Genomic DNA, 21,849 nt, shown 5'->3' with positions numbered 1-21,849 from the left:
GGTGTCCTCCCGGTCACGTATCACCCGTCACCGTCCGCGCACGATGGTGGCACGACCGGGCCCCGCGGACGGCCATCAGGGTGTCCTGTACCGGCGTGACCTGCGCAATAGTTCGCGATGAGTCGGTCATGGTCACCCTTTTCGCCCCGTGTCGTAACTATCTTCCGCGGCTCCTCGGACCCTGTCGCGGTCCGTCCATCCTGACGGCCGGTGCCGTCCGGCGCACGGGGTTGTCCACAGGCACCGCGGCTTGTCGGTGCGGTGGGGCAGGATGGCGGGATGGAAGAGGTCGTGGAGATCCCGGACTACGCGGAGCGGGTGCTCGACGTCGCCGAGCGGATCCCGCCCGGCCGGGTGATGACGTACGGCGATATCGCCGAGTGGCTCGGCGAGGGCGGCCCGCGTCAGGTCGGCCGGGTGATGGCGCTGTTCGGGGGCGCGGTGCCCTGGTGGCGGGTGGTGCGCGCGGACGGCACCGTGCTGCCCGGACACGAGCCGGACGCCCTCGGGCACTACCGCGCGGAGGGCACCCCGCTGCGGATCGCGCCCGCGAGCGCCGAGGGGCACATACCCCGGATCGACATGCGCCGGGCCCGATGGGACGGCGATACGGGCGGTACGGGCGGCGACCGCGGCGGCCGAGGCGATGCCGGTGCGGGCGATGGTGACGGTGACCGGCTGCCCGGCGGGGAGAGCGGCGGCGCCCGCGATCGACGGTGACCGCCGCCGGGAGCCCGGCGGACGGCGACCCGGGGAGAGCCGGGAGGCCCCGGACAGCCCCGGCGCATCGGCCGTACGGTGCCCGGCGGGCGGAGTCGTACGGGCCGGCCGGTCGACGCCGACCGCCAGCCGGACTGTCCCTTCCGTCCGCGTTTCCGCCTCCGTCCGGGCGACCGGGGCCGTGATGACCCGTACCGCACGGCAGGCACGGCACCTGTGCCCCGCGGATCCGGGCCGGGACCGTTGTGGCCCGGGTGCCCGGCGCCCGGTCGCGGGCGGAACCGTACCGGCCGTCTTACGGGCGCCGGCGTCGGCCCTCCGGGGGCGTACGGCCCCGGCTCCGGCCGCCCCGGCACCCGCCGGGCCCGCCGACCCGACCGCCCCGGACCCCGGGGTAGCGTCTTCAGCGCGTGGCTCCGGCCCCGCCCGCTCCATCAGCACCACCACACCCACCAGGACCGGCGATCCACGTGAGTTCCTCCTCCACCACCGGGCGTACGCCGTACCCGCGATCGGCGCGGTACGGGGCTTCAGCACGCCCTGCTCAGGGGCGCGGAGGCCGGAACCCGGGTGCGTACCGGCTGGTGCGTACCGAGCCCGGAACGACGGATCCCCCTCTCCTTGACGCCGCGCAGCGCGCCGTGGTTGACCACGGCAACGGCCCCCTGCTCGTCCTCGCGGGCCCCGGCACCGGCAAGACCACCACCCTCGTCGAGGCCGTCGCCGCCCGGATCGCGGCCGGCACCGACCCCGAGCGGATCCTCGTCCTGACCTTCAGCCGGAAGGCCGCGGTCGAACTGCGGGACCGGATGGCCGTCCGGCTCGGCGGCGCCCACGGGCCCCGGGCGACGACATTCCACTCCTTCTGTTACGCCCTGATCCGGGCGCACCAGGACGCCGATCTCTTCGCCGAGCCGCTGCGGCTGCTCTCGGGACCCGAGCAGGACGTGGCCGTACGCGAACTCCTCGCGGGCCAGATCGGGCTGGAGGCCGACGGGCTCGCCCGCGACGAATGGCCCGACGAACTACGGGCCTGCCTCACCACCCGGGGCTTCGCCGACGAGGTCCGGGCCGTGCTGGCCCGCAGCCGGGAGCTGGGACTCGACCCGGCCGCGCTCAAGCGGTTCGCCGAGCGCACCGGCCGCCGCGACTGGCGGGCCGCCGCGTCCTTCCTCGCCGAGTACCTCGACGTCCTCGACATGCAGGGCGTCCTCGACTACGCCGAACTCGTCCACCGGGCCGTCCTGCTCGCCGAGCGCACCACGCCCGCGCGCGGTTTCCCGAACGACTTCCCGTACGACGCGGTCTTCGTCGACGAGTACCAGGACACCGACCCGTCCCAGGTCCGGCTGCTGCGGGCGCTGGCGGGCGGCGGCCGGACCCTGGTCGCGTTCGGCGACCCCGACCAGTCCATCTACGCCTTCCGGGGCGCGGATGTGAACGGGATCCTCGACTTCCCCACCGCCTTCCCGCACACCGACGGCACCCCGGCGGGCGTCGCCGTGCTCACCACCTCCCGCCGGAGCGGCGACGTGCCGCTGACGGCCACCCGGCTGCTGACCCGCCGGATGCCCCTCACCCGGCTGCCCGGCGACAAGGTACGGGCCCATCGCGAGCTGGCCGCCGTCCGCGAGGGCGGCGCGGTGGAGGTGTACACCTATCCCACCTCCTCCGCCGAGCTGGACAACATCGCCGACGTCCTGCGCCGGGCCCATCTGGAGGACGGGGTCCCCTGGCACGACATGGCCGTCCTGGTCCGGGCGGGCAGCCGGACCATACCGACGGTCCGCCGCGCGCTCACCTCGGCCGGAGTGCCGCTGGAGGTCGACGGCGCGGATGTGCCCCTGCGCCATGAACCGGCCGTCGCACCCCTGCTCACGGCCCTGCGGGCGATCGCGACCCCGCTCGCCTCCGCCCCGGCCGGGGCGGAGGCCGACAGCGGATCCGATGCCGATGCCGGGTCGCCGTCCGGCTCGGAACAGGACACGACCGAGGACACGACCGAGGGCGCGGCCGAGGACGGGGCCGCCGGGACCGCCGCCGGTCACGAGTCCGGTCACGAGGCTGATAACGGGGCCGGATGGCTCGACACCGAGACCGCCCTCACCCTGCTCACCTCACCTCTCGGCGGAATGGACGCCGCCGACCTGCGCAGGCTCGGCCGGGCCCTGCGCGAGGAGGAACGCGCCGCCGGAAACCGGCTGCCGCCCCCCTCCGACCTGCTCGTCGCCCGGGCCGTGGCCGAACCGGAACGGCTCGCCGTCCACGACCCCGGCTATGCCCGCCGCGCCCGTGAACTCGGCCTCCTGCTGGCCAGGACCCGGGCCGTACTCGACGGCGGCGGCACCGCCGAGGACGCCCTGTGGGAGCTGTGGAACGGGACGTACTGGCCCCAGCGCCTGGAGAACGCGGCCCTGCGCGGCGGCGCGGCCGGCCGTAACGCCGACCGCGACCTCGACGCCGTCTGCGCCCTCTTCGACACCGCCGCCCGCGCCGAGGAGCGCACCGGAGGCCGCGGCGCGCTCAACTTCATCGAGGAGATCGAGGCCCAGGACATCGCCGCGGACACCCTCTTCACCCGGGAGACCCGTCCCGACGCCGTCCGGCTGATGACGGCCCACCGCGCCAAGGGCCTGGAATGGGGGCTCGTCGTCGTCGCCGGAGTACAGGAGGGACTCTGGCCCGACCTGCGCCGCCGGGGCTCCCTGCTCGAAGCCGACCGCATCGGCCGCGACGGCCTGGCCGAACCGCTCACCCCCGGCGCGCTCCTCGCCGAGGAACGCCGGCTCTTCTACGTCGCCGCCACCCGGGCCCGCGACCGGCTGGTCGTCACCGCCGTCAAGGCCCCCGCCGACGACGGCGACCAGCCGTCCCGCTTCCTCACCGAACTCGGTGTCGAGCCCGTCGCCGTCGCGGGCCGCCCCCGGCGGCCCCTCGCCGTCTCCGCCCTCGTCGCCGAACTCCGCGCCACCACCGTCGACCCGTCGGCGGCCCCCGCCCTCCGCGACGCCGCCGCCCGGCGGCTCGCCCGGCTCGCCGCCCTTCACGACGACGAGGGCGGCCCCCTGGTACCCGCAGCGCACCCCGACCGCTGGTGGGGGCTGTACGAACCCACCCACAGCACCGCCCCCCTGCGGGACGCCGCCCGGCCCGTCGTCCTCTCGGGCAGCGCCCTCGACCAGCTCGCCAACGCCTGCGCCCTCCAGTGGTTCCTCGGCCGGGAGGTCAGGGCCGACGCCCCCGCCACCACCGCCCAGGGGTTCGGCAACGTCATCCACGTACTCGCCGACGAGGTCGCCTCCGGCCGCACCCCCGCCGACCTCGCCGTACTGATGGAACGCCTCGAATCCGTCTGGGGCGCCCTCGCCTTCGACGCGCCCTGGAAGTCGGAACAGGAGAAACGGCAGGCCAGGATCGCCCTGGAGCGCTTCCTCCGCTGGCATGTGATGGACCGCGGCGGCCGCACCCCCGCCGCCACCGAGCACGATTTCGACGTCGTCCTGGAAGCGGGGGAGTACGAGGTACGGATCCGGGGCTCCATGGACCGGGTCGAGAAGGACGCGGACGGCCGGGCGTACGTCGTCGACTTCAAGACCGGCAAACAGGCACCCACCGGAGACGAGGTCGCCCGCCACCCCCAGCTCGCGGTCTACCAGCTCGCGGTACGCGAAGGCGCGCTCGACGACACCTTCGACGGCGACCGCCCCGTGCCCGGCGGCGCCGAACTCGTCCAGCTGCGGCAGCCCGCACCGCGCAAGGAAGGCGGCGAGGAACTGCCCCGCGTCCAGGCACAGGAGCCGCTGGCGGGGGAGTGGGTCGGCGAACTCCTCGCGACGGCGGCGGGCCGCGTCCTCGATGAACGCTTCACCCCCACGGCGGGAACCCAGTGCGCGACCTGCGCCTTCCAGTCCTCCTGCAGCGCCCGCCCGGAAGGCCGCCACGTCATCGACTGACCGCCCCCCCGGGGCGCCGGCCCCGAATACCCGGGCGGCGCCCGGCGACTGATTCTTGTTCGCGGTCCGCGGTCCGCGGACCGTGGACCGTGGTGGGTCGCCCGCGCGGTTCCGCCCCCTATGCCTTCGGCAATGGGGGCCCCAGCGCCCCTGAGCCCTCTCCCCGTGGACGGTAGCCGTTGTACGGCGAGTGCGCGCCGTAATGTGGCTGCTCGCGCAGTTCCCCGCGCCCCTGGTTGCCTTTCTCGCCGCCCTCGTAAAGAGGCGGTGCCTCTTTCCCGGGACGGTGCTGGGGAGAGCATTGAGGGGCTCGGGGAACTGCGAGACAAGCCACAGGCGGTCCGCAGGCCGCCGACAACATCAGGGCGCCGGGCGCGACCCGGGTAGTTCGGGGCGGCAACCCGGAGGGCCGAGGCACAGGGCGGCGGAACCGCGCGACAAGCCGCAGCCGGGCTGCGGGCCACTCGTGGCGAGACCCCCCTCCCGGCCGGGGGCTGTCAGTCCCTGGCCGTAGCCTCGAAGCATGAACCCCGCTCGGATCGACGACCCCGAGCAGCTCAAGGAGCTGCTCGGGATCCCCTTCACCCCGGAGCAGACGGCGTGCATCACCGCGCCGCCCGCCCCGCAGGTCGTCGTCGCCGGGGCGGGGTCCGGGAAGACGACGGTGATGGCCGCCCGGGTCGTCTGGCTCGTCGGGACGGGGCAGGTCGCCCCCGAGGAAGTCCTCGGGCTGACGTTCACGAACAAGGCCGCGGGCGAGCTGGCCGACCGGGTCAGGACCGCTCTCGTCCGGGCCGGGGTCACCGATCCCGACGTGATCGACCCGGACAATCCCCCGGGCGAGCCCAGGATCTCCACGTACCACGCCTTCGCCGGGCAGCTCCTCGCCGACCACGGTCTGCGGATCGGTCTGGAGCCGACCGCCCGGCTCCTCGCCGACGCCACCCGTTTCCAGCTCGCGGCCCGGGTGCTGCGGGAGGCCCCGGGCCCGTATCCGGCGCTCACCCGCTCCTTCCCCACCCTCGTCGGCGATCTGCTCGCCCTCGACGCCGAGCTGTCGGAGCACCTGGTGGACCCGGAGCGGCTGGCCGCGTACGACACCGGACTCCAGCGCGTCCTGGACGGCGTCCGGCTGGGCAACGCCGAGCTGCGCAAGGTCCCCGAAGCCGTCGCCGCCCGCCGTGAGCTGCTCGAACTGACCGCCCGCTACCGCGCCGCCAAACGCTCCCGCGAACTGCTCGACTTCGGCGACCAGATCGCCCTCTCCGCCGAGCTGGCCCTCACCCGGCCCGAGACGGGACGGATCCTGCGGGACGAGTTCAAGGTCGTCCTCCTCGACGAGTACCAGGACACCTCGGTCGCCCAGCGGATCCTGCTCTCCGGACTCTTCGGCCGGGGCACCGGCCACGCCGTGACCGCCGTCGGCGACCCCTGCCAGGCCATCTACGGCTGGCGCGGCGCCTCCGTGGCCAACCTGGACGACTTCCCCGAGCACTTCCCGCACCGCGACGGCACCCCCGCCACCCGCTACGCCCTGAGCGAGAACCGCCGCAGCGGCGGCAGACTGCTGCGGCTCGCCAACGGCCTCGCCGCCCCCCTGCGCGCCCGGCACGCGGGCGTCGAGGCGCTACGGCCCGCGCCCGGCGCCGAGCACGACGGCGGTGTGCGGATCGCCCTCCTGCCGACGCACACCGAGGAGATCGCCTGGCTGGCCGGCTCCGTCGCCCATCTCGTCCGTACGGGCACCGCGCCCGGTGAGATCGCCGTCCTGTGCCGGACCGCCGCCGACTTCCCCGAGATCCAGGGCGCCCTGGTCGCCCGGGACGTCCCCGTCGAGGTCGTCGGGCTCTCCGGGCTGCTGCACCTGCCCGAGGTCGCCGATCTCGTCGCCGTCTGCGAAGTCCTCCAGGACCCCGGCGCCAACGCGTCCCTGGTCCGGCTGCTCACCGGCCCCCGGTGGCGGATCGGCCCCCGTGATCTGGCGCTCCTCGGCCGCCGCGCCCGGCTGCTGGTCCACCGGCGGGGCGACGGTGACGACGAGCCGGCCGACGACGACGAACGGCTCGCCGCCGCCGTCGAGGGCACCGACCCGGCCGAAGTGGTCTCCCTCGCCGACGCCCTCGACACCTTCCTCGAACCCGGCGGCGGCGGAAGTGCCGGAGGTGCCGGAGGGGCGGCGGACGGCCGGGACGACGGGCTGCCGTTCTCCGCCGAGGCCCGGGTCCGCTTCGCGCATCTCGCCGCCGAGCTGCGGGAGCTGCGCCGCGCCCTGGGCGACCCCCTGATGGACGTGCTGCACCGGGTCCTCGGCGCCACCGGGCTCGATGTCGAACTGTCGGCGTCCCCGCACGCCCTCGCCGCCCGCCGCCGGGAGACCCTCGCCAACTTCCTCGACATCGCCGCCTCCTTCGCCGGACTCGACGGCGAGGCCGGGCTCCTCGCCTTCCTCGGCTTCCTGCGGACCGCCGCCCAGTACGAGAAGGGCCTCGACAACGCCCTCCCCGGCGGCGAGAACACGGTCAAGGTCCTCACCGCCCACAAGTCCAAGGGACTGGAGTGGGACGTGGTCGCCGTACCGGGGCTCGTCACCGGACAGTTCCCGAACGAGCGGGGGCGCGAGGCATGGACCTCGCATCCCCAGGTCCTGCCGCACGCCCTGCGCGGAGACGCCGCCACCCTCCCCGACGTCACGGCCTGGGACGCCAAGGGACTGAAGGCGTTCAAGGAGGGGATGAAGGAGCACCAGCACACGGAAGAGCTGCGGCTCGGATACGTCACCTTCACCCGCCCCCGGTCCCTGCTGCTGGGCTCCGGGCACTGGTGGGGGCCCACCCAGAAGCGCCGCCGGGGACCCTCCGCGTTCCTGGAGGCCCTGTACGACCACTGCGCGGCCGGATTCGGGGAGATCGAGGCATGGGCGGACGCCCCCGCCGACGACGCCGTGAACCCGGCGCTCGCGGAGACCGGGCCCGAGCACGCCTGGCCGCTGCCGCTGGACCCGGAGTCCCTGCGCCGCCGCCGCCGGGCCGCCGAGACCGTACGGGCCTATCTGCGCCGGGCCCGGCCCCCGGAGGACCCCGTTCCCGGGGAGCCGGACACCGGGCAACCGGATGCCGGGGATCCGTACACGAGGCATCTGCGCGCGGACGAGCCGTACGCCGGGGACGCGTACGCGGACGACCTCTTCCCCGAGGGGCTGGACGACGAGCCTGCCCCCGACGAGGAGTGGGACCCGCCCCATCCCGGACCCGACACCGACCCCTACGAGACCGGCGACGGCGACCCGCCGTACGACGAGACCCCCGCCCCCGACGACCACGAGACCCCCGCCCGCGGCGGCGCCTCCGGAGCCGTACTCCCGCACCAGCCGTCCGGCCCCCCGCCCCACCCCGGACACGACGGCGAGGACGGTGACGGTGACGACTACGGCGGGCTGACCCCCGAGGAACTGCGCGCCATCGCCTCCTGGGACCGCGATCTCGAAGCCCTCTCCGGCGAGCTGCGGCGCAGAGGGGCGGCCGTCCGGGACGTCCCGCTGCCCGCCTCGCTCACCGCGTCCCAGCTGCTGCGGCTCGCCGCCGACCCCGACGGCTTCGCCCGCGAGCTGGCCCGGCCCATGCCGCGCGCGCCGCAGCCCGCCGCCCGGCGCGGTACCCGCTTCCACGCCTGGGTCGAGTCCCGCTTCGAGGCGCTGCCGCTGCCCCTGCACGGCCCGGACGAACTCCCCGGCGATCCGTACGGCACCGACGGCGGCGACATCCGTGACGGTGGTGACGAATCCGACATCACGGATGAGCGGGATCTCGCCGAACTCAAGGAGGCGTTCGCCCGTACGCCGTACGCCCGGCGGACGCCGTACCGGATGGAGTTCCCGTTCCGGATCACTCTCGCCGGACGGGTGATCCGGGGCCGGATCGACGCCGTCTACCGGACCCCGGGCGCCGACGGGGCACCCGCCGCGTTCGAGATCGTGGACTGGAAGACCGGCAGATCCGCCACCGCCGACCCCCTCCAGCTCGCCGTCTACCGGCTGGCCTGGGCCGAACAGCACGGACTCGCCCCCGAGGACGTGACCGCGTCCTTCGTCTTCATCCGCAGCGGCGAGATCGTCAGCCCGTCCCGGCTGCCCGGCCGGGACGAGCTGGAACGGCTCCTCCGGGGCACCCCCGACGACCGTCCGGGTCCCGCCGGGGACCCCGTCGCGGCGGGTACGGCGGCGGAGGGCGACCCGTACGCCGGTTAGGCTCATACACATGAGCGACACCTCGGACAGCGCCGTCCGTACGTACATCCGGCAGCACCGCGAAACCTTCCTCGCGGAGCTCGCGGAATGGCTGCGGATCCCCTCCGTCTCGGCCCGGCCGGAGCACGCGGAGGACGTCCGGCGCAGCGCCGACTGGCTGGTCGGCGCCCTCCGAGAGACCGGCTTCCCGGTCGCCGAGGTCTGGCCCACGGCGGGCGCCCCCGCCGTCTTCGCCGAATGGCCGTCCGACGAGCCCGGCGCCCCCGTCGTCCTCGTCTACGGACACCACGACGTCCAGCCCGCCGCCCTCGCCGACGGCTGGGATTCCGAGCCGTTCGAGCCCCGGATCGCCGACGGCAGGATGTACGCCAGGGGCGCCGCCGACGACAAGGGCCAGGTCTTCTTCCACACCCTCGGGGTCCGGGCCCATCTCGCCGCCACCGGCCGTACCGCCCCCGCCGTCCATCTGAAGCTGCTGATCGAGGGCGAGGAGGAGTCCGGTTCGCCCCACTTCCGGGCCCTGGTGGAGGAGCGGGCCGAGCGGCTGGCCGCCGATACCGTGATCGTCTCCGATACCGGGATGTGGTCCGAGACCACCCCCACCGTCTGTACCGGGATGCGGGGGCTCGTCGACTGCGAGATCGCCCTCCACGGACCGGCGCAGGACATCCACTCCGGCTCCTTCGGCGGCGCCGTACCCAACCCGGCGACCGTCGCCGCCCGGCTCGCCGGCGCCCTCCACGACGACGGCGAACGCGTCGCGATCCCCGGCTTCTACGACGGCGTGGTCCCCGTGAGCGACGCCGAACGCGCCCTCTTTGCCGAACTGCCGTTCGACGAGGCGTCCTGGCTGGCCACCGCCAAGTCGTCCGGCACCCTCGGCGAGGCCGGATATACGACCCTGGAACGGATCTGGGCCCGCCCGACCGCCGAGGTCAACGGCATCGGCGGCGGCTACCAGGGCCCCGGCGGCAAGACCATCGTCCCCGCCACCGCCCGGCTGAAGCTCACCTTCCGGCTGGTGGCGGGCCAGGACCCCGACGCCGTCGAGGTCGCCGTCGCCCGCTGGGTCGCCGACCGCGTCCCCGACGGCATCGGCTACGACCTCTCCTTCGCCGCCTCCACCCGGCCCTGCCTCACCCCCCTCGACCACCCCGCCCTCCAGTCCGTCGTCCGCGCCATGAGCCGAGCCTTCGACGGGCAGAAGATCCTCTTCACCCGTGAGGGCGGCTCGGGACCCGCCGCCGACCTCCAGGACGTCCTGGAGGCACCCGTCCTCTTCCTGGGCATCTCGGTACCCTCCGACGGCTGGCACGCGCCCAACGAGAAGGTCGAGATCGAACTGCTGCTCAAAGGCGTCGAGACGGCCGCCCACCTCTGGGAGGACCTGGGGAACGCGGCACGCTGACCCCGCGCCCCGCCCGTGCTCGCGCCTCCGGGCCCGTACCGGCACCGGCCCCCGCCTCCGACGCCCGCCCACCCGATCCCGCCACCACCGAGAACGTTCAGTAACCGCCCACCGCCGAACTGGAACCCGTCCGGGGGAGTTGGAAGTACGTTGAGCACCGAGAGCCAGTCCACCGCCGACCAGCCCATCAGCCTGACCGCACCCAGCGGGATCGACCGCGCGGCCCACCACCGGCTGGACGAGGCATGGCTGGCGGCGGCCTGGAGCCACCCGACGACCCGGGTGTTCGTGGTCTCCGGCGGACGCGCCCTCGTCGACGACACCCCCGACGGGCGGACCGAACTCTTGATGACCCCCGCCTTCGAGGCGCCCGTCACCGAGACCCACCGCTACTTCCTCGGCACCGACCCCGACGGAGTCCGCTACTTCGCCCTCCAGAAGGACTCCCTGCCCGGCCGGATGGACCAGTCCGCCCGCCCGGCCGGTCTGCGGGAGGCCGGAATGCTGCTCTCCGCCCGGGACGCGGGCCTCCTCGCCCATGCCGTCGCCCTGGAGAACTGGCAGCGGCTGCACCGCTTCTGCTCGCGCTGCGGGGAGCGGACCGTGATCGCCGCCGCCGGGCACATCCGCCGCTGCCAGGCGTGCGGCGCCGAACACTATCCCCGGACCGACCCCGCCGTGATCATGCTGATCACCGACGAGGAGGACCGGGCGCTCCTCGGCCGCCAGCTCCACTGGCCCGAGGGCCGCTTCTCGACCCTGGCGGGGTTCGTGGAGCCGGGGGAGTCGCTGGAGCAGGCCGTCCGCCGGGAGGCGTTCGAGGAGGCGGGGGTCGTCGTCGGGGACGTGGCGTACGTGGCGAGCCAGCCGTGGCCCTTCCCGTCCAGCCTGATGCTCGGCTTCACGGCCCGGGCGACCACGTCCGGGATAACGGTCGACGGCGAGGAACTGCACGAGGCCCGCTGGTTCTCCCGCGACGAACTGGCCGCCGCCTTCGACTCGGGCGAGGTGCTGCCCCCGTACGGGATCTCCATCGCGGCCCGGCTGATCGAGATCTGGTACGGCAAGCCGCTCCCCAGGCCCGGCGGCCACAGCTCCCTCTGAGCGGCCCGCGGCCACCCGCCGACATACGCCGAGTCCGCAGACATACGCCGACGGCCGCCCGGCCCCGTCACCACGACGACGGGCCGGACGGCCGCTGGGGACGACGGGCCCGCCCGGGCCCGGCCGCCTCGTCAGGCGCCGAGCGCCTGCTTCACCTGGGCGAGACTCGGGTTGGTCATCACCGTCTCGGTACCGCCGGGGGAAATCGCCAGCACCGTGGGCACCGTCTGATTGCCGCCGTTGACCTTCTCGACGAAGGCCGCGGAGTCCGGGTCCTGCTCGATGTTGATCTCGGTGTACGCGATGCCCTCGCGATCCATCTGGCTCTTCAGCCGACGGCAGTATCCGCACCACGTGGTGCTGTACATCGTCACAGTGCCCGACATCGTCCTACGACTCCTCTGTCCTGCCGGGGCCATCGGCCCCCCACTCGGTGCGGTCCCGTCCGGTGCGATCCGCACCGCCTAGAACGTACGTGACACGGCCACCATTCCCGTATCCCGGGTCGTCACGGGAACGCCGTCGCCCTGCCGGGCGCGGCCCCGGTACGACGAACAGCGCCCCGCTGTGGACAACGGCCGCACCCGCCCCGCGGGACCTGGCAGCATGGCGGGGTGACAGCAGCAACGCACTCCTCCCTCTTCCCGCAGGTCCCCGAGTCGGCCGACGCGGTGCTCGCCGGGCTCGACCCCGAGCAGCGCGAGGTGGCGACCGCCCTGCACGGCCCGGTGTGCGTGCTGGCGGGCGCCGGCACGGGCAAGACGCGCGCGATCACCCACCGCATCGCGTACGGCGTCCGGGCCGGGATCCTCCAGCCCGCCAGTGTGCTGGCCGTCACCTTCACCAACCGCGCCGCGGGCGAGATGCGGGGCAGACTCCGCGATCTGGGCGCCGGGGGTGTCCAGGCCCGGACCTTCCACTCCGCCGCCCTGCGCCAGCTCCAGTACTTTTGGCCGAAAGTCGTCGGTGGTGATCTGCCCCGTCTGCTGGAACGCAAGATCCAGCTCGTCGCCGAGGCCGCCGCCCGCTGCCGGATCCGGCTCGACCGCAACGAGCTGCGCGATGTGACCAGCGAAATCGAGTGGGCCAAGGTCACCCAGACCGTCCCCGCCGACTACCCCGCCGTCGTCGCCAAGTCACTCAGGGACGCCCCGCGCGACCCATCGGAAATCAGCCAGATCTATGCGCTGTACGAACAGCTCAAGCGCGATCGCGCGGTGATTGACTTCGAGGACGTACTGCTGCTGACCGTCGGCATCCTCCAGGACCGCCAGGACATCGCCGACCAGATCCGCAGGCAGTACCAGCACTTCGTCGTCGACGAGTACCAGGACGTCAGCCCCCTCCAGCAGCGCCTCCTCGACCTCTGGCTCGGCGACCGGGACAACCTCTGCGTCGTCGGCGACGCCAGCCAGACGATCTACTCCTTCACCGGCGCCACCCCCGACCATCTGCTGGACTTCCGCACCCGCCACCCCTCGGCGACCGTCGTGAAGCTCGTCCGCGACTACCGCTCCACCCCCCAGGTGGTCCATCTCGCCAACGGCCTCCTCGGCCAGGCCAGGGGCCGGGCCGCCCAGCACCGCCTCGAACTGGTCTCCCAGCGCGACCCCGGCCCCGAGCCCGCCTACACCGAGTACCCCGACGAACCCGCCGAGGCCGAGGGCACCGCCCGCCGGATCCGCGATCTCGTCGCCGCCGGAGTCCCCGCCGGGGAGATCGCCGTCCTCTACCGGGTCAACGCCCAGTCCGAGGTCTACGAGCAGGCGCTCGCCGACGCCGGAGTGCCCTATCAGCTCCGCGGCGCCGAGCGGTTCTTCGAACGCCAGGAGGTCCGCGAGGCCGGAATCGCGCTCCGCGGCGCCGCCAGGGCCGGATCCAACGACGCCCTCCTCGACGATGCCGAGGACCTTCCCGCCCAGGTCCGGGCCGTGCTCTCGACCAAGGGCTGGACGGACCGGCCCCCCGCCGGATCCGGCGCCGTCCGGGACCGCTGGGAATCCCTCGCCGCCCTCGTCCGGCTCGCCGAGGAGTTCGCCCGCGCCAAGCCCGGCGCGAGCCTCGCCGACCTCGTCACCGAACTCGACGAACGGGCCGCCGCCCAGCACGCCCCCACCGTCCAGGGCGTCACCCTCGCGTCACTGCACGCCGCCAAGGGCCTCGAATGGGACGCCGTCTTCCTCGTCGGCCTCACCGAGGGCACCATGCCCATCACCTACGCCAAGACCGACGAGCAGATCGAGGAGGAGCGCCGGCTCCTCTACGTCGGTGTCACCCGCGCCCGGCTCCACCTCTCCCTCTCCTGGGCGCTCTCCCGCTCCCCCGGCGGCCGGGCGGGCCGCCGCCCCACCCGCTTCCTCAACGGGCTGCGGCCCGGCTCCACCGCCCCCGGCACCCGCACCGCCGGAGGCGGCGGCGGAGTCGAGTCGGGCGGCTCCGGCCGCCGCAAGCGGCGCGGACCCGTGCTCTGCCGGGTCTGCGGCAAAACACTCACCGACGCCGGTGAGATGAAGCTGATGCGCTGCGAGGACTGCCCGTCCGACATGGACGAGGCGCTCTACGAACGCCTCCGCGACTGGCGCTCGGGACAGGCCCGGGAGCTCGGCCAGCCCGCCTATTGCGTCTTCACCGACAAGACCCTGATGGCCATCGCCGAAGCCGTCCCCGGCGACGAGCGGGAGCTGAGCGCGATCTCCGGAGTCGGAGGCCGCAAGCTGGACCGCTTCGGCGCCGACGTCCTCGCCATTTGCGCAGGCCAGGACGTGGAGAGCGGTCCCGAGGAGGAGTGAGGAAAACTCGTCGGAAAAATAGTTTGCGCATGCCCCGACGAGCCCCATAGGTTCTTAACCACGAGAACGGGCGCTTCACTGAAGCCCTGTCCTCGTGATGTACTTATCCGAATACATGCGACCGGCCCCGGCCGGTCCCGAGACGCCGAGAGGAGGCGAACCCAGTGATCATCATCAAGACCGACAACACCGGCTTTACCGGCACCGCTGCGAACTTCGTCAGCACCGCTACCGCTGCGATGACCGATCGCTCGGCCGTCGTCTCCGCCTGCTCGCTCGGCTTCTCCGCGTCGCTGCTCGTCAATGGCAGTGGTCTGGGCAATGGCACCGGTCTGTCCGGCGCCGTCGCCGCCACCCCTGCCGTCGCTCTGCGGGCCGGACTCCCTGTCCGGGGCATGGAGCGGGTCGAGCGACCGACCAAGGCACTGGTGGCAGCAGCAGCGGGAGCCCCCGTCAAGGGCTATGCCCCCGCGGCGGCCAGTGCCGAAAACACCCAGCAGACGAAGCAGCACCCCACCAAGTGGGCCTTCCGTGGGCATGAACCCTGGAGTGATCCAGCCTGATCTGATCAGGCCGGCGCCTTCAGGGCCGCGGAACCCACTCGGGATCCGCGGCCCTTCTGTTTTTCCCGGCACAGGGGAGAACGGTCCGAAGGAACCTCGGGACAGCACCACCCGGTACCAGCCCCCCGACACCGCCGGGGGACCACCAACCGGCCGACCGCCGGACCGACAAGACGAGGAAAGACAGACCGTGCAACTCGAAGCGCACGCCCCGTCCGTACCGCCGCACCCGCAGCTCTCCCCGCCCGCCCACGCGAAGGACTCCCTCTTGACCTCCCCCGCCCCGCTCACCGCGCTCACCGCGCTCGACGACGCCATCGAGAACCTCGGCGTACCCGTCCCCTGCCGTTCGTACGACCCGGAGGTCTTCTTCGCCGAGTCCCCGGCGGACGTCGAGTACGCCAAGTCCCTCTGCCGCACCTGCCCCCTGATGGAGGCATGCCTCGCGGGCGCCAAGGAGCGCCGCGAGCCGTGGGGCGTCTGGGGCGGCGAGCTGTTCGTCCAGGGCGTGGTCGTCGCCCGCAAGCGGCCCCGTGGTCGCCCGCGTAAGAACCCGGTCTCGGCATGAAAGCCATCGGAACCATCGACCGCCCCTACGCGCACGACCCCCAGAAGCAGGACCCCATGCCCACTGCCGTGAACGAGCTTCCGCGCTCGGCTACCACAGACTTCACCACCACCGGCGCGGCCGACGCCCGCCAGAACAGGACCCACGCGATGCAACTCATCCCAGAAGCCATGGCGCGCGCGCAAATGCGCGACCGCCTGCGCGAAGCCGACGCGGAACGCCGGGCCACGCGCCTGGTCGCCGCGCGGCGCATGCAGCGCCGGGCGGAGCGCGCCTCGATGCGCGCCCGCCGGGCGCTCGCCATGGCCGTCATGAACTAGAACCGGACGGACTCTCATGGATCTCGCCGGGCTCGCGGGCCCGGTACTCGTCCGGCCTGATCCACGAGGAGATCCCCGGTCGCCCGTCGAACGGCGACAACAGCCCGCGGGGGCCGGTCCTGACGGACCGGCCCCCGCGGTGCGTTGCCCCGGCCACCGCCCCGGGCGGAGGTATCGTCACCGGGTGGACCAGCAGAAGACTCCCCGCCCGGACGACCCGGGCGCCGAGCGCGTCGGATGTGCCCGCTGCGGCCGGGACGCCGCGGGACCGGCCCCTCTCACCTGGACCTGCTCCGTGGAGAACGGCACCCGCCACTACTTCTGCGACGACTGCGCCCGCGCAAACCTCCGCGCCATCGAAGGCCGCCTCGACTCCAGCCGGTGGTAGCCCCGGAGTGCGGAACACGGGGAGGCGCCCTCCACCGGTTCTCCGCCTCCCCCCGGGGGCCCTCCCCTCCCCGCCCCCGCCCCTCCCGCCCCTTGTAGATCGTGCTTGTGGCCGTGCTCGTGATAGTGCTCGCGGCCGTGCGGGGCCGGGCCGTGCCGGGGTGTCGGCGCGGCCGGTCAGGCCCGGGTGGGGGCCTGGTCGGCGTCCGGGTACGGATCGTCGGAGGCGCGGCGGGCGGCGCGGGGAGGCGGCGCCTTCTCCCCGGTGTGACCGCCGCCGTCCCCGGACACCGATCCGCCATCGGCGTCCTCGACCGCCCCGGCGCTGCCGACGGGCTCCCCCGACTCGTCGGCTGCGTCTGCGGCCCCTGCGTCCTCTGCGGCCTCCTCTTCGTGCTCCGTCTCTTCGTACTCCGTGTCCTCGTCGTACTCCCCGAGGAAGCCGGGGACCCAGTCCTCCAGTTCGTCCCGGAGCCGTACGGTCGCGTTGAGCTGGCAGAGCACCCCGATCGTGCTGAGCGTCACCCGGTGGATCAGCAGATACGACGGCGGCAGATTGAGCTGCTTGCCCAGCTGATGCGCGGGGGAGCGGAGATCCGCTATTCGCGCCGCCTGGGACCGCATCCAGCCCCGGCTGAAGGTGAACTCGTCCGCCTCGGCCGGTTCGATGATCGGCAGCAGATACTCCAGGACCGCGTCCGGGTCGAGATCGATCTCCTCCTTGACGAAGCCTTCCTCGCGGAGCGTCTCGTAGACCGCGTCCGCCTCGCCCTCCAGCGTCATCCGCAGGGATTCCCCGATCTGCGGCGGCAGCCCGCCCGGGAGGCGGTCGACCGTGCCGAAGTCCAGCACCCCGAGCCGCCACTCCTCCCCGTCCTCCCCGGGGACCAGCCGGAAATTCCCCGGATGCGGATCCGCGTGCAGCAGCCCGGTCCTGGCCGGACCCGAGAACAGAAACCTGGCCAGCAGCTGGCCCGCCCGGTCACGCTGCTCCGGCGAACCCCCGGCGATCACCTCCGCGAGCGGTATCCCCTCCAGCCACTCCGTGACCAGGACCTGCTCCGACTGGTGCACCACATCGGGGACCAGCACATCGGGATCGCCCGCGAACTCCGCCGCGTGCGCGTGCTGCGCCTCGGCCTCCAGGGCGTAGTCCAGCTCCTCCGCCACCCGGTCGCGCAACTCCGCGATCAGCGGCTTCACATCCATCCCCGGTATCAGCGGGCCCAGCAGCCGGGCGAACCGGCTCAGCTGGGTGAGGTCCGACAACAGCGCCGCCCCCGCCCCCGGATACTGCACCTTCACCGCGACCGGCCGCCCGTCGGCCCAGACCGCGCGATGGACCTGGCCGATCGAGGCCGCCGCCGACGGGGCGTCGTCGAACTCCAGGAACAGCTCACGCCACCCCTCGCCCAGCCGCTCCGCGAGCACCCGGTGCACCGTACTCGTCGGCATCGGGGGAGCCGCGTCCTGCAACTTGGTGAGCGCGGCGCGATAGGGACCGGCGACCTCCTCCGGCAGGGCGGACTCGAAGACGGAGAGCGCCTGCCCGAACTTCATCGCACCGCCCTTCAACTCGCCCAGCACCTTGAACAGCTGCTCGGCGGTCCGCTGTTGCAGCTCGCGGGCGACGATCTCGGCCGGTCTGCCCCCGATCCGCTTGCCAAGACCCCAAGTGGCCCGCCCCGCGAACCCCAATGGCAGCGCGGCCAGCTTGGCGGTCCGAGTAACCGCCTTCCGGGGAAGATCAGACATACGCCCCTCCTAATCCCGGCTCCCGAATCCCGACAGCCATGCCGCGTGAGCCCGACGGTTCGGCCCCCGTGCCGCGTCACTCCGTCATTCTCTCGTGAGACCCGGGCGGTCCCGGGGTGTCATCCCCCTCACTTTTCCGGTACGCGCCGCAGACGCACCGCGGATGCGGGGCCAGCGGCTCCCGGCGCCAGTCCAGCAGCGGCAGCGACGTCTCCCAGCGGGCTCCGGCGGTCAGCGGCAGCTCGCCGTCGAGGAAGGAGAGCGCGTGCGCCGCCGTCAGCCCCGCGACCGTCGACGCCAGGGACAGCTCGCAGGCGGGCACCGGCACCCGGCGGCCGCCCGAACGCCACTGGGCCAGCAGCCGGGGCCAGCCGGGGTCGCGGTCCGTCCGGGACAGCTCCATACAGCTCGCGCAGGCCGTACCGCCGGGCAGGACCAGCGGGCCCACCACCCCCGTCGCCTCGACCACGCCCGCGTACAGATGCGGCACCCCGCCCGCGATCCAGTCGGCCGCCGGGAGCGGATCCGGGACATAGGCCCCCAGACCGTCCCGGGGGCAGACCACCACCAGCGCCAGCCCCGGCTCCCCCGGCAGGTCCCCGCCCCCGCCGGGGGAGGAGCGGGGCGGCCGCCCGGGAGCGGCCCGGCGGACCAGTCGGCGGGCCGACAGATCACGGCGCTCCCCGACCGCGCCCGCGGGCAGCCCGCCGGGCGTCACGTCCCCCGGCTCCGTACACCCGCCGTCGAGGACCTCGACCCCGCCGACCCCGGCCGCCGACAGCAGCGCCGCCACGGAGGCCCCGACCCGGCCCGCGCCCCTGACCCGGACCCGCAGGCCCCGCCGGGCCGCGAGCCGGCGCAGGCCGCCACCCGGCTCCGGGGCGACCACCGACAACGAGGCCGCGTCCGGGCGGAGCCGGTCGAGCGCGTCCCGGCGCCGCCGCAGGGCTTCGGCGGCGGGCCCGCCGCTGCTCGCGTCATCGATCAGACCGGCCGTCGTCAGCCGTCTGACCAGGGTCTCGGCCAGGCCGTCCGGCAGCCCCATCGTCCGTGCGTCGGCGCGCAGCAGATCGAGATCGCGCGTCCCGTCGAGCCGTTCCAGCAGGGCCCCGGTCGCGGTGTCGACCGGGCCGATCGACACCGCGTGCGCGGGCGTCACCCCGAACTGGACCGTCTGCCGGGCGCGCCAGGCGCGCCGTAACGCCGGTTTCACCATCGGACGCATCGCCGTTCCCCCGTTTCCGTTCCCGCGGCTCGCGCGGCGCGGATATCGATCATGAAGGCTTCGATCATGAAGGCGGCCGGGCTTCCGGGCCGCCCGCCTTCCGATCGCGCCGGTGGGATCAGAATGCACGGCCGGGTCCGCGAGGGGGGAAAGTTATCCACAGGTGTGAGCGTGCGGGGTGATTATCGTTTCAATGCTGTGTTCGTGTGGTGGCGCACGGCGGAGTTCAGCGGAGAACCGACGCGGAGCCGGTGCTTCTGCGGCATTCAGCGGGTAACGTCATGGCGTGTCCGTCGACCCTTCCTCCCGTGTCGCCGGCCGGACCCCGCCCGGGGGCGGGGAAAGCCCGCGGCGCCGTGCCACCGGCCGTGCCTCCAGAGGAGCGGCGACCAGTGCGGTCGAGGTCCGCAGAAGCGCGCGCCGCAGCCGGACCGTCTCCGCCTACCGCGAGGGCGACCGGACGATCGTCCTGATCCCGGCCCGGATGTCGGAGGCCGAGGAACGCCGCTGGGTCGGTGTGATGCTGGACAAACTGGCCGCGCAGGAGAGCAAGCGGATCCTCGGCGACGGCGAGCTGGCCGAGCGCGCCGAGCGGCTCTCCGCGCAGTATCTCGACGGCCGGGCCCGCCCCGCCTCGGTGCGATGGGTGACGAATCAGAACACCCGCTGGGGCTCCTGCACCCCGGCCGAGGGCAGTATCCGGCTCTCCCACCGCCTCCAGGGCATGCCCGAGTACGTGGTGGACTACGTCCTCGTCCACGAACTCGCCCATCTGCTGGTCCCCGGGCACGGGCCCCGCTTCTGGCGGCTGCTGGAGGCGTATCCGAGGACCGAGCGCGCCCGTGGCTATCTGGAGGGCGTCGTCGCCGCCGAGCGGCTGCCCCGGCCCCCGTACGGAGACGGCGCGGGCGACGGAGACCACAGGGACGGTAGAGACGACGGAGACCGCGGGGACCGAGGGGACGACAGCGCCCCCGCGGCGGGCCCGGACTCCGACGACCGCTGATCCGCCCGGTGCCCGCACCCCGGTGCGGCGATCTCCGTGTACCGATACTGTCCCGGCACGCCTCGGCCCCTTGGCCGGATGTGGTGGCCAGCGGTTAGCCTGGCGCGACGCATTCGTCGTTTTTTTCGGGATGGGGGACGGTCGTTACGCATGGCCAGGGAATTCCAACGCGGCCACAAGGCCAAGATCAGTGATCTCACCGCGGGTACGGATCTGTATGTCGGCGTATCGATCGCCGCCCCCGGTCTGACCTTCGACATCAGTTGTTTCGGGCTGGACGCGGCCGAGAAACTCTCGGACGACCGGTACTTCGTCTTCTTCAACCAGCCGAAGTCCCCGGAAGAGTCCATTCAGCTGCTCGGCGCGCAGTCCGGGGACACCGAGTCGTTCCGGGTCACGCTCGACCGCATACCGGCGCACATCACCAAGCTCAGCTTCACCGCCACCATCGACGGCGCCGGCCAGATGTCGCAGGTCGGCCCCGGTTACGTCCGGATCGTCGCCGGAGGCGAGGAAGTCGCCCGCTACCCCTTCACGGGCGCGGAGTTCACCACCGAGCGCGCGGTGATGCTCGGCGACTTCTATCTGAAGGACGTCTGGCGGTTCGCCGCCGTCGGCCAGGGCTTCGACGGCGGGCTCGACGCGCTGCTGCGGAACTTCGGCGGCGAGGTCGCCGAGGACCAGCCGGCCGCCGCGCAGGCCCCGGCACCCGTAGCCCCCGCGGCCCCGCCCGCGTTCGGCGCCCCGCCGCCCGCAGCACCGGCCGCACCCGTCCCGCCCGTCGCTCCTGTCCCGCCGGCGCCGCCGGTCGGACAGCCGTATCCGCCGCAGCCCGCGCCCGCCTTCGGCCAGGCCCCGGTGCCCCCGGCGCCGCCGGTCGCGGTCCCCCCGGCCCCGCCCGCGGCCGTACCGCCGCCGGGCATGCCCGTACCGCCGCCCGTCGCCGCCCCGCCGTTCGGCCAGGTGCCCGGTCAGCAGCCGCCGTTCGGTCAGGTGCCGGGCCAGCAGCCGCCCTTCGGCCAGGTTCCCGGAATGGCCCCGCCGCCCGCCGCCGCGCCGCCGTTCGGATACGGCCAGCCCGGTGTCGGCGCGCCCGGTGTCCCCGGCGCACCCGCCGGTGTGCCGCAGGGCATGCCCGCCGCCGGCCCCGGACTCCACGCGGCTCTCCAGTCGTACCGCGAAACCCCCACCGGGCAGCGCTGGACCCCGCAGAACCAGCAGTTGATGCGGGTCGACGTGGCCATGGGCGGTACCGCCGTACTCGCCCGCAGCGGCAGTATGGTCATGTACCAGGGAAAGATTGATTTCAGCCACAAGAGCAGCGGTGTCGCGGGCCGGGTCACCGGCCGGGCCACCGGCCAGGAGATGCAGCTGATGCGCTGTACCGGCCGGGGACAGGTCTTCCTCGCCGAGAACAACGCCTATCTGCACCCCATCGAACTGCAGGGCGACGCGATCTGCGTCTCCGCCGAGAACGTCCTCGCCTTCGACGAGTCCCTCCAGGTCGAGGTCCGCCGGATCGAGGGCCACGGCATCCCCGGCGGGGTGCTCTTCACCCTCCAGTTCCAGGGCACCGGCACCGTCGTCGTCAAGACTCACGGCATCCCGGTCGTCCTCCCGGTCACTCCGAGCACCTTCGTCGACACCAACGCCATCGTCGCCTGGTCCGCCGCGTCGCAGGTCATCGTGGCCTCCCAGGTCCGGCTGCGCCGCCACTCGTATCCGGGACACAGCGGCGAGACCGTGAACCTCCAGTTCCGGGGCGCGCCCGGCAACTTCGTCGTCGTCCAGCCCTACGAGGTCTGAGG

At 73.6% G+C, this 21,849-nt stretch carries 15 protein-coding genes; 12 read left to right on the top strand and 3 right to left on the bottom strand.

Annotated features, from left to right (window positions below):
• Positions 1 to 279: 279 nt before the first annotated feature.
• From ABZ714_RS15590 to nudC, 5 genes are all read left to right on the top strand, one after another.
• Positions 280 to 720 (top strand): MGMT family protein, encoded by a 441-nt coding sequence (locus ABZ714_RS15590; protein ID WP_358825738.1) that lies wholly within the window; start codon positions 280 to 282, stop codon positions 718 to 720.
• A 470-nt stretch (positions 721 to 1,190) separates the two neighbouring features.
• Positions 1,191 to 4,673 (top strand): ATP-dependent DNA helicase, encoded by a 3,483-nt coding sequence (locus tag ABZ714_RS15585; RefSeq protein WP_358825737.1) that lies wholly within the window; start codon positions 1,191 to 1,193, stop codon positions 4,671 to 4,673.
• A 523-nt stretch (positions 4,674 to 5,196) separates the two neighbouring features.
• On the top strand, positions 5,197 to 8,916 hold the full coding sequence (locus tag ABZ714_RS15580; protein ID WP_358825736.1) for an ATP-dependent DNA helicase: 3,720 nt from the start codon (positions 5,197 to 5,199) through the stop codon (positions 8,914 to 8,916).
• 10 nt (positions 8,917 to 8,926) lie between these two features.
• Entirely contained in the window at positions 8,927 to 10,324 is a 1,398-nt protein-coding gene (locus ABZ714_RS15575) for a dipeptidase (RefSeq protein WP_358825735.1), read from the top strand.
• Between the two features lie 150 nt (positions 10,325 to 10,474).
• A complete protein-coding gene (gene nudC, locus ABZ714_RS15570) occupies positions 10,475 to 11,428 on the top strand; it encodes an NAD(+) diphosphatase (protein WP_358825734.1) in 954 nt (317 codons plus the stop codon).
• Between the two features lie 131 nt (positions 11,429 to 11,559).
• Here the strand turns inward: nudC and ABZ714_RS15565 are convergent, their stop codons facing one another.
• Positions 11,560 to 11,814: a mycoredoxin gene (locus ABZ714_RS15565; protein ID WP_358825733.1), complete on the bottom strand. Its 255-nt coding sequence runs from the start codon at positions 11,812 to 11,814 to the stop codon at positions 11,560 to 11,562.
• 228 nt (positions 11,815 to 12,042) lie between these two features.
• On the opposite strand from ABZ714_RS15565, the gene ABZ714_RS15560 reads away from it, so the two are divergent.
• From ABZ714_RS15560 to ABZ714_RS15540, 5 genes are all read left to right on the top strand, one after another.
• Positions 12,043 to 14,217 carry an ATP-dependent DNA helicase UvrD2 gene (locus ABZ714_RS15560; RefSeq protein ID WP_358825732.1) on the top strand — a complete coding sequence of 725 codons (2,175 nt, stop codon included), beginning with the start codon at positions 12,043 to 12,045 and terminating at the stop codon, positions 14,215 to 14,217.
• Positions 14,218 to 14,456: 239 nt separating this feature from the next.
• On the top strand, positions 14,457 to 14,780 hold the full coding sequence (locus tag ABZ714_RS15555) for a hypothetical protein (RefSeq protein WP_358825779.1): 324 nt from the start codon (positions 14,457 to 14,459) through the stop codon (positions 14,778 to 14,780).
• A gap of 190 nt (positions 14,781 to 14,970) precedes the next feature.
• A complete protein-coding gene (locus tag ABZ714_RS15550; protein ID WP_358825731.1) occupies positions 14,971 to 15,348 on the top strand; it encodes a WhiB family transcriptional regulator in 378 nt (125 codons plus the stop codon).
• Positions 15,345 to 15,668, top strand: a complete 324-nt coding sequence (locus tag ABZ714_RS15545) for a hypothetical protein (RefSeq protein ID WP_358825730.1) — start codon at positions 15,345 to 15,347, stop codon at positions 15,666 to 15,668. The genes ABZ714_RS15550 and ABZ714_RS15545 overlap by 4 nt, the downstream gene beginning before the upstream one ends.
• Before the next feature lie 184 nt (positions 15,669 to 15,852).
• A complete protein-coding gene (locus ABZ714_RS15540; RefSeq protein ID WP_358825729.1) occupies positions 15,853 to 16,056 on the top strand; it encodes a hypothetical protein in 204 nt (67 codons plus the stop codon).
• A 176-nt stretch (positions 16,057 to 16,232) separates the two neighbouring features.
• Here the strand turns inward: ABZ714_RS15540 and ABZ714_RS15535 are convergent, their stop codons facing one another.
• Positions 16,233 to 17,810: an AarF/ABC1/UbiB kinase family protein gene (locus tag ABZ714_RS15535; protein ID WP_358825728.1), complete on the bottom strand. Its 1,578-nt coding sequence runs from the start codon at positions 17,808 to 17,810 to the stop codon at positions 16,233 to 16,235.
• Between the two features lie 76 nt (positions 17,811 to 17,886).
• Entirely contained in the window at positions 17,887 to 19,035 is a 1,149-nt protein-coding gene (locus ABZ714_RS15530) for a ThiF family adenylyltransferase (protein ID WP_358825727.1), read from the bottom strand.
• Positions 19,036 to 19,321: 286 nt separating this feature from the next.
• On the opposite strand from ABZ714_RS15530, the gene ABZ714_RS15525 reads away from it, so the two are divergent.
• Together ABZ714_RS15525 and ABZ714_RS15520 are read left to right on the top strand one after the other, a co-directional pair.
• Positions 19,322 to 20,041, top strand: coding sequence for a M48 family metallopeptidase (locus tag ABZ714_RS15525; protein ID WP_358825726.1), 720 nt, complete (start codon positions 19,322 to 19,324; stop codon positions 20,039 to 20,041).
• Positions 20,042 to 20,191: 150 nt separating this feature from the next.
• Positions 20,192 to 21,847, top strand: coding sequence for a TerD family protein (locus tag ABZ714_RS15520; protein WP_358825725.1), 1,656 nt, complete (start codon positions 20,192 to 20,194; stop codon positions 21,845 to 21,847).
• Positions 21,848 to 21,849: the final 2 nt, after the last annotated feature.

Origin of the sequence: Streptomyces sp. NPDC006798 (assembly GCF_040635975.1) — a bacterium.
Taxonomy (GTDB): Bacteria; Actinomycetota; Actinomycetes; order Streptomycetales; family Streptomycetaceae; genus Streptomyces.
The sequence above is the reverse complement of the archived record's forward strand: the minus strand, read 5'-3'. Positions and strand labels throughout refer to the sequence as shown.

Coding starts and splice junctions, on each gene's coding strand:
- ABZ714_RS15520 (WP_358825725.1), top strand. CDS start 20,192: ATGGCCAGGGAATTCCAACGCGGCCACAAGGCCAAGATCAGTGATCTC.
- ABZ714_RS15555 (WP_358825779.1), top strand. CDS start 14,457: ATGACCGATCGCTCGGCCGTCGTCTCCGCCTGCTCGCTCGGCTTCTCC.
- ABZ714_RS15545 (WP_358825730.1), top strand. CDS start 15,345: ATGAAAGCCATCGGAACCATCGACCGCCCCTACGCGCACGACCCCCAG.
- ABZ714_RS15590 (WP_358825738.1), top strand. CDS start 280: ATGGAAGAGGTCGTGGAGATCCCGGACTACGCGGAGCGGGTGCTCGAC.
- ABZ714_RS15575 (WP_358825735.1), top strand. CDS start 8,927: ATGAGCGACACCTCGGACAGCGCCGTCCGTACGTACATCCGGCAGCAC.
- ABZ714_RS15535 (WP_358825728.1), bottom strand. CDS start 17,810: ATGTCTGATCTTCCCCGGAAGGCGGTTACTCGGACCGCCAAGCTGGCC.
- ABZ714_RS15580 (WP_358825736.1), top strand. CDS start 5,197: ATGAACCCCGCTCGGATCGACGACCCCGAGCAGCTCAAGGAGCTGCTC.
- ABZ714_RS15565 (WP_358825733.1), bottom strand. CDS start 11,814: ATGTCGGGCACTGTGACGATGTACAGCACCACGTGGTGCGGATACTGC.
- ABZ714_RS15530 (WP_358825727.1), bottom strand. CDS start 19,035: ATGCGTCCGATGGTGAAACCGGCGTTACGGCGCGCCTGGCGCGCCCGG.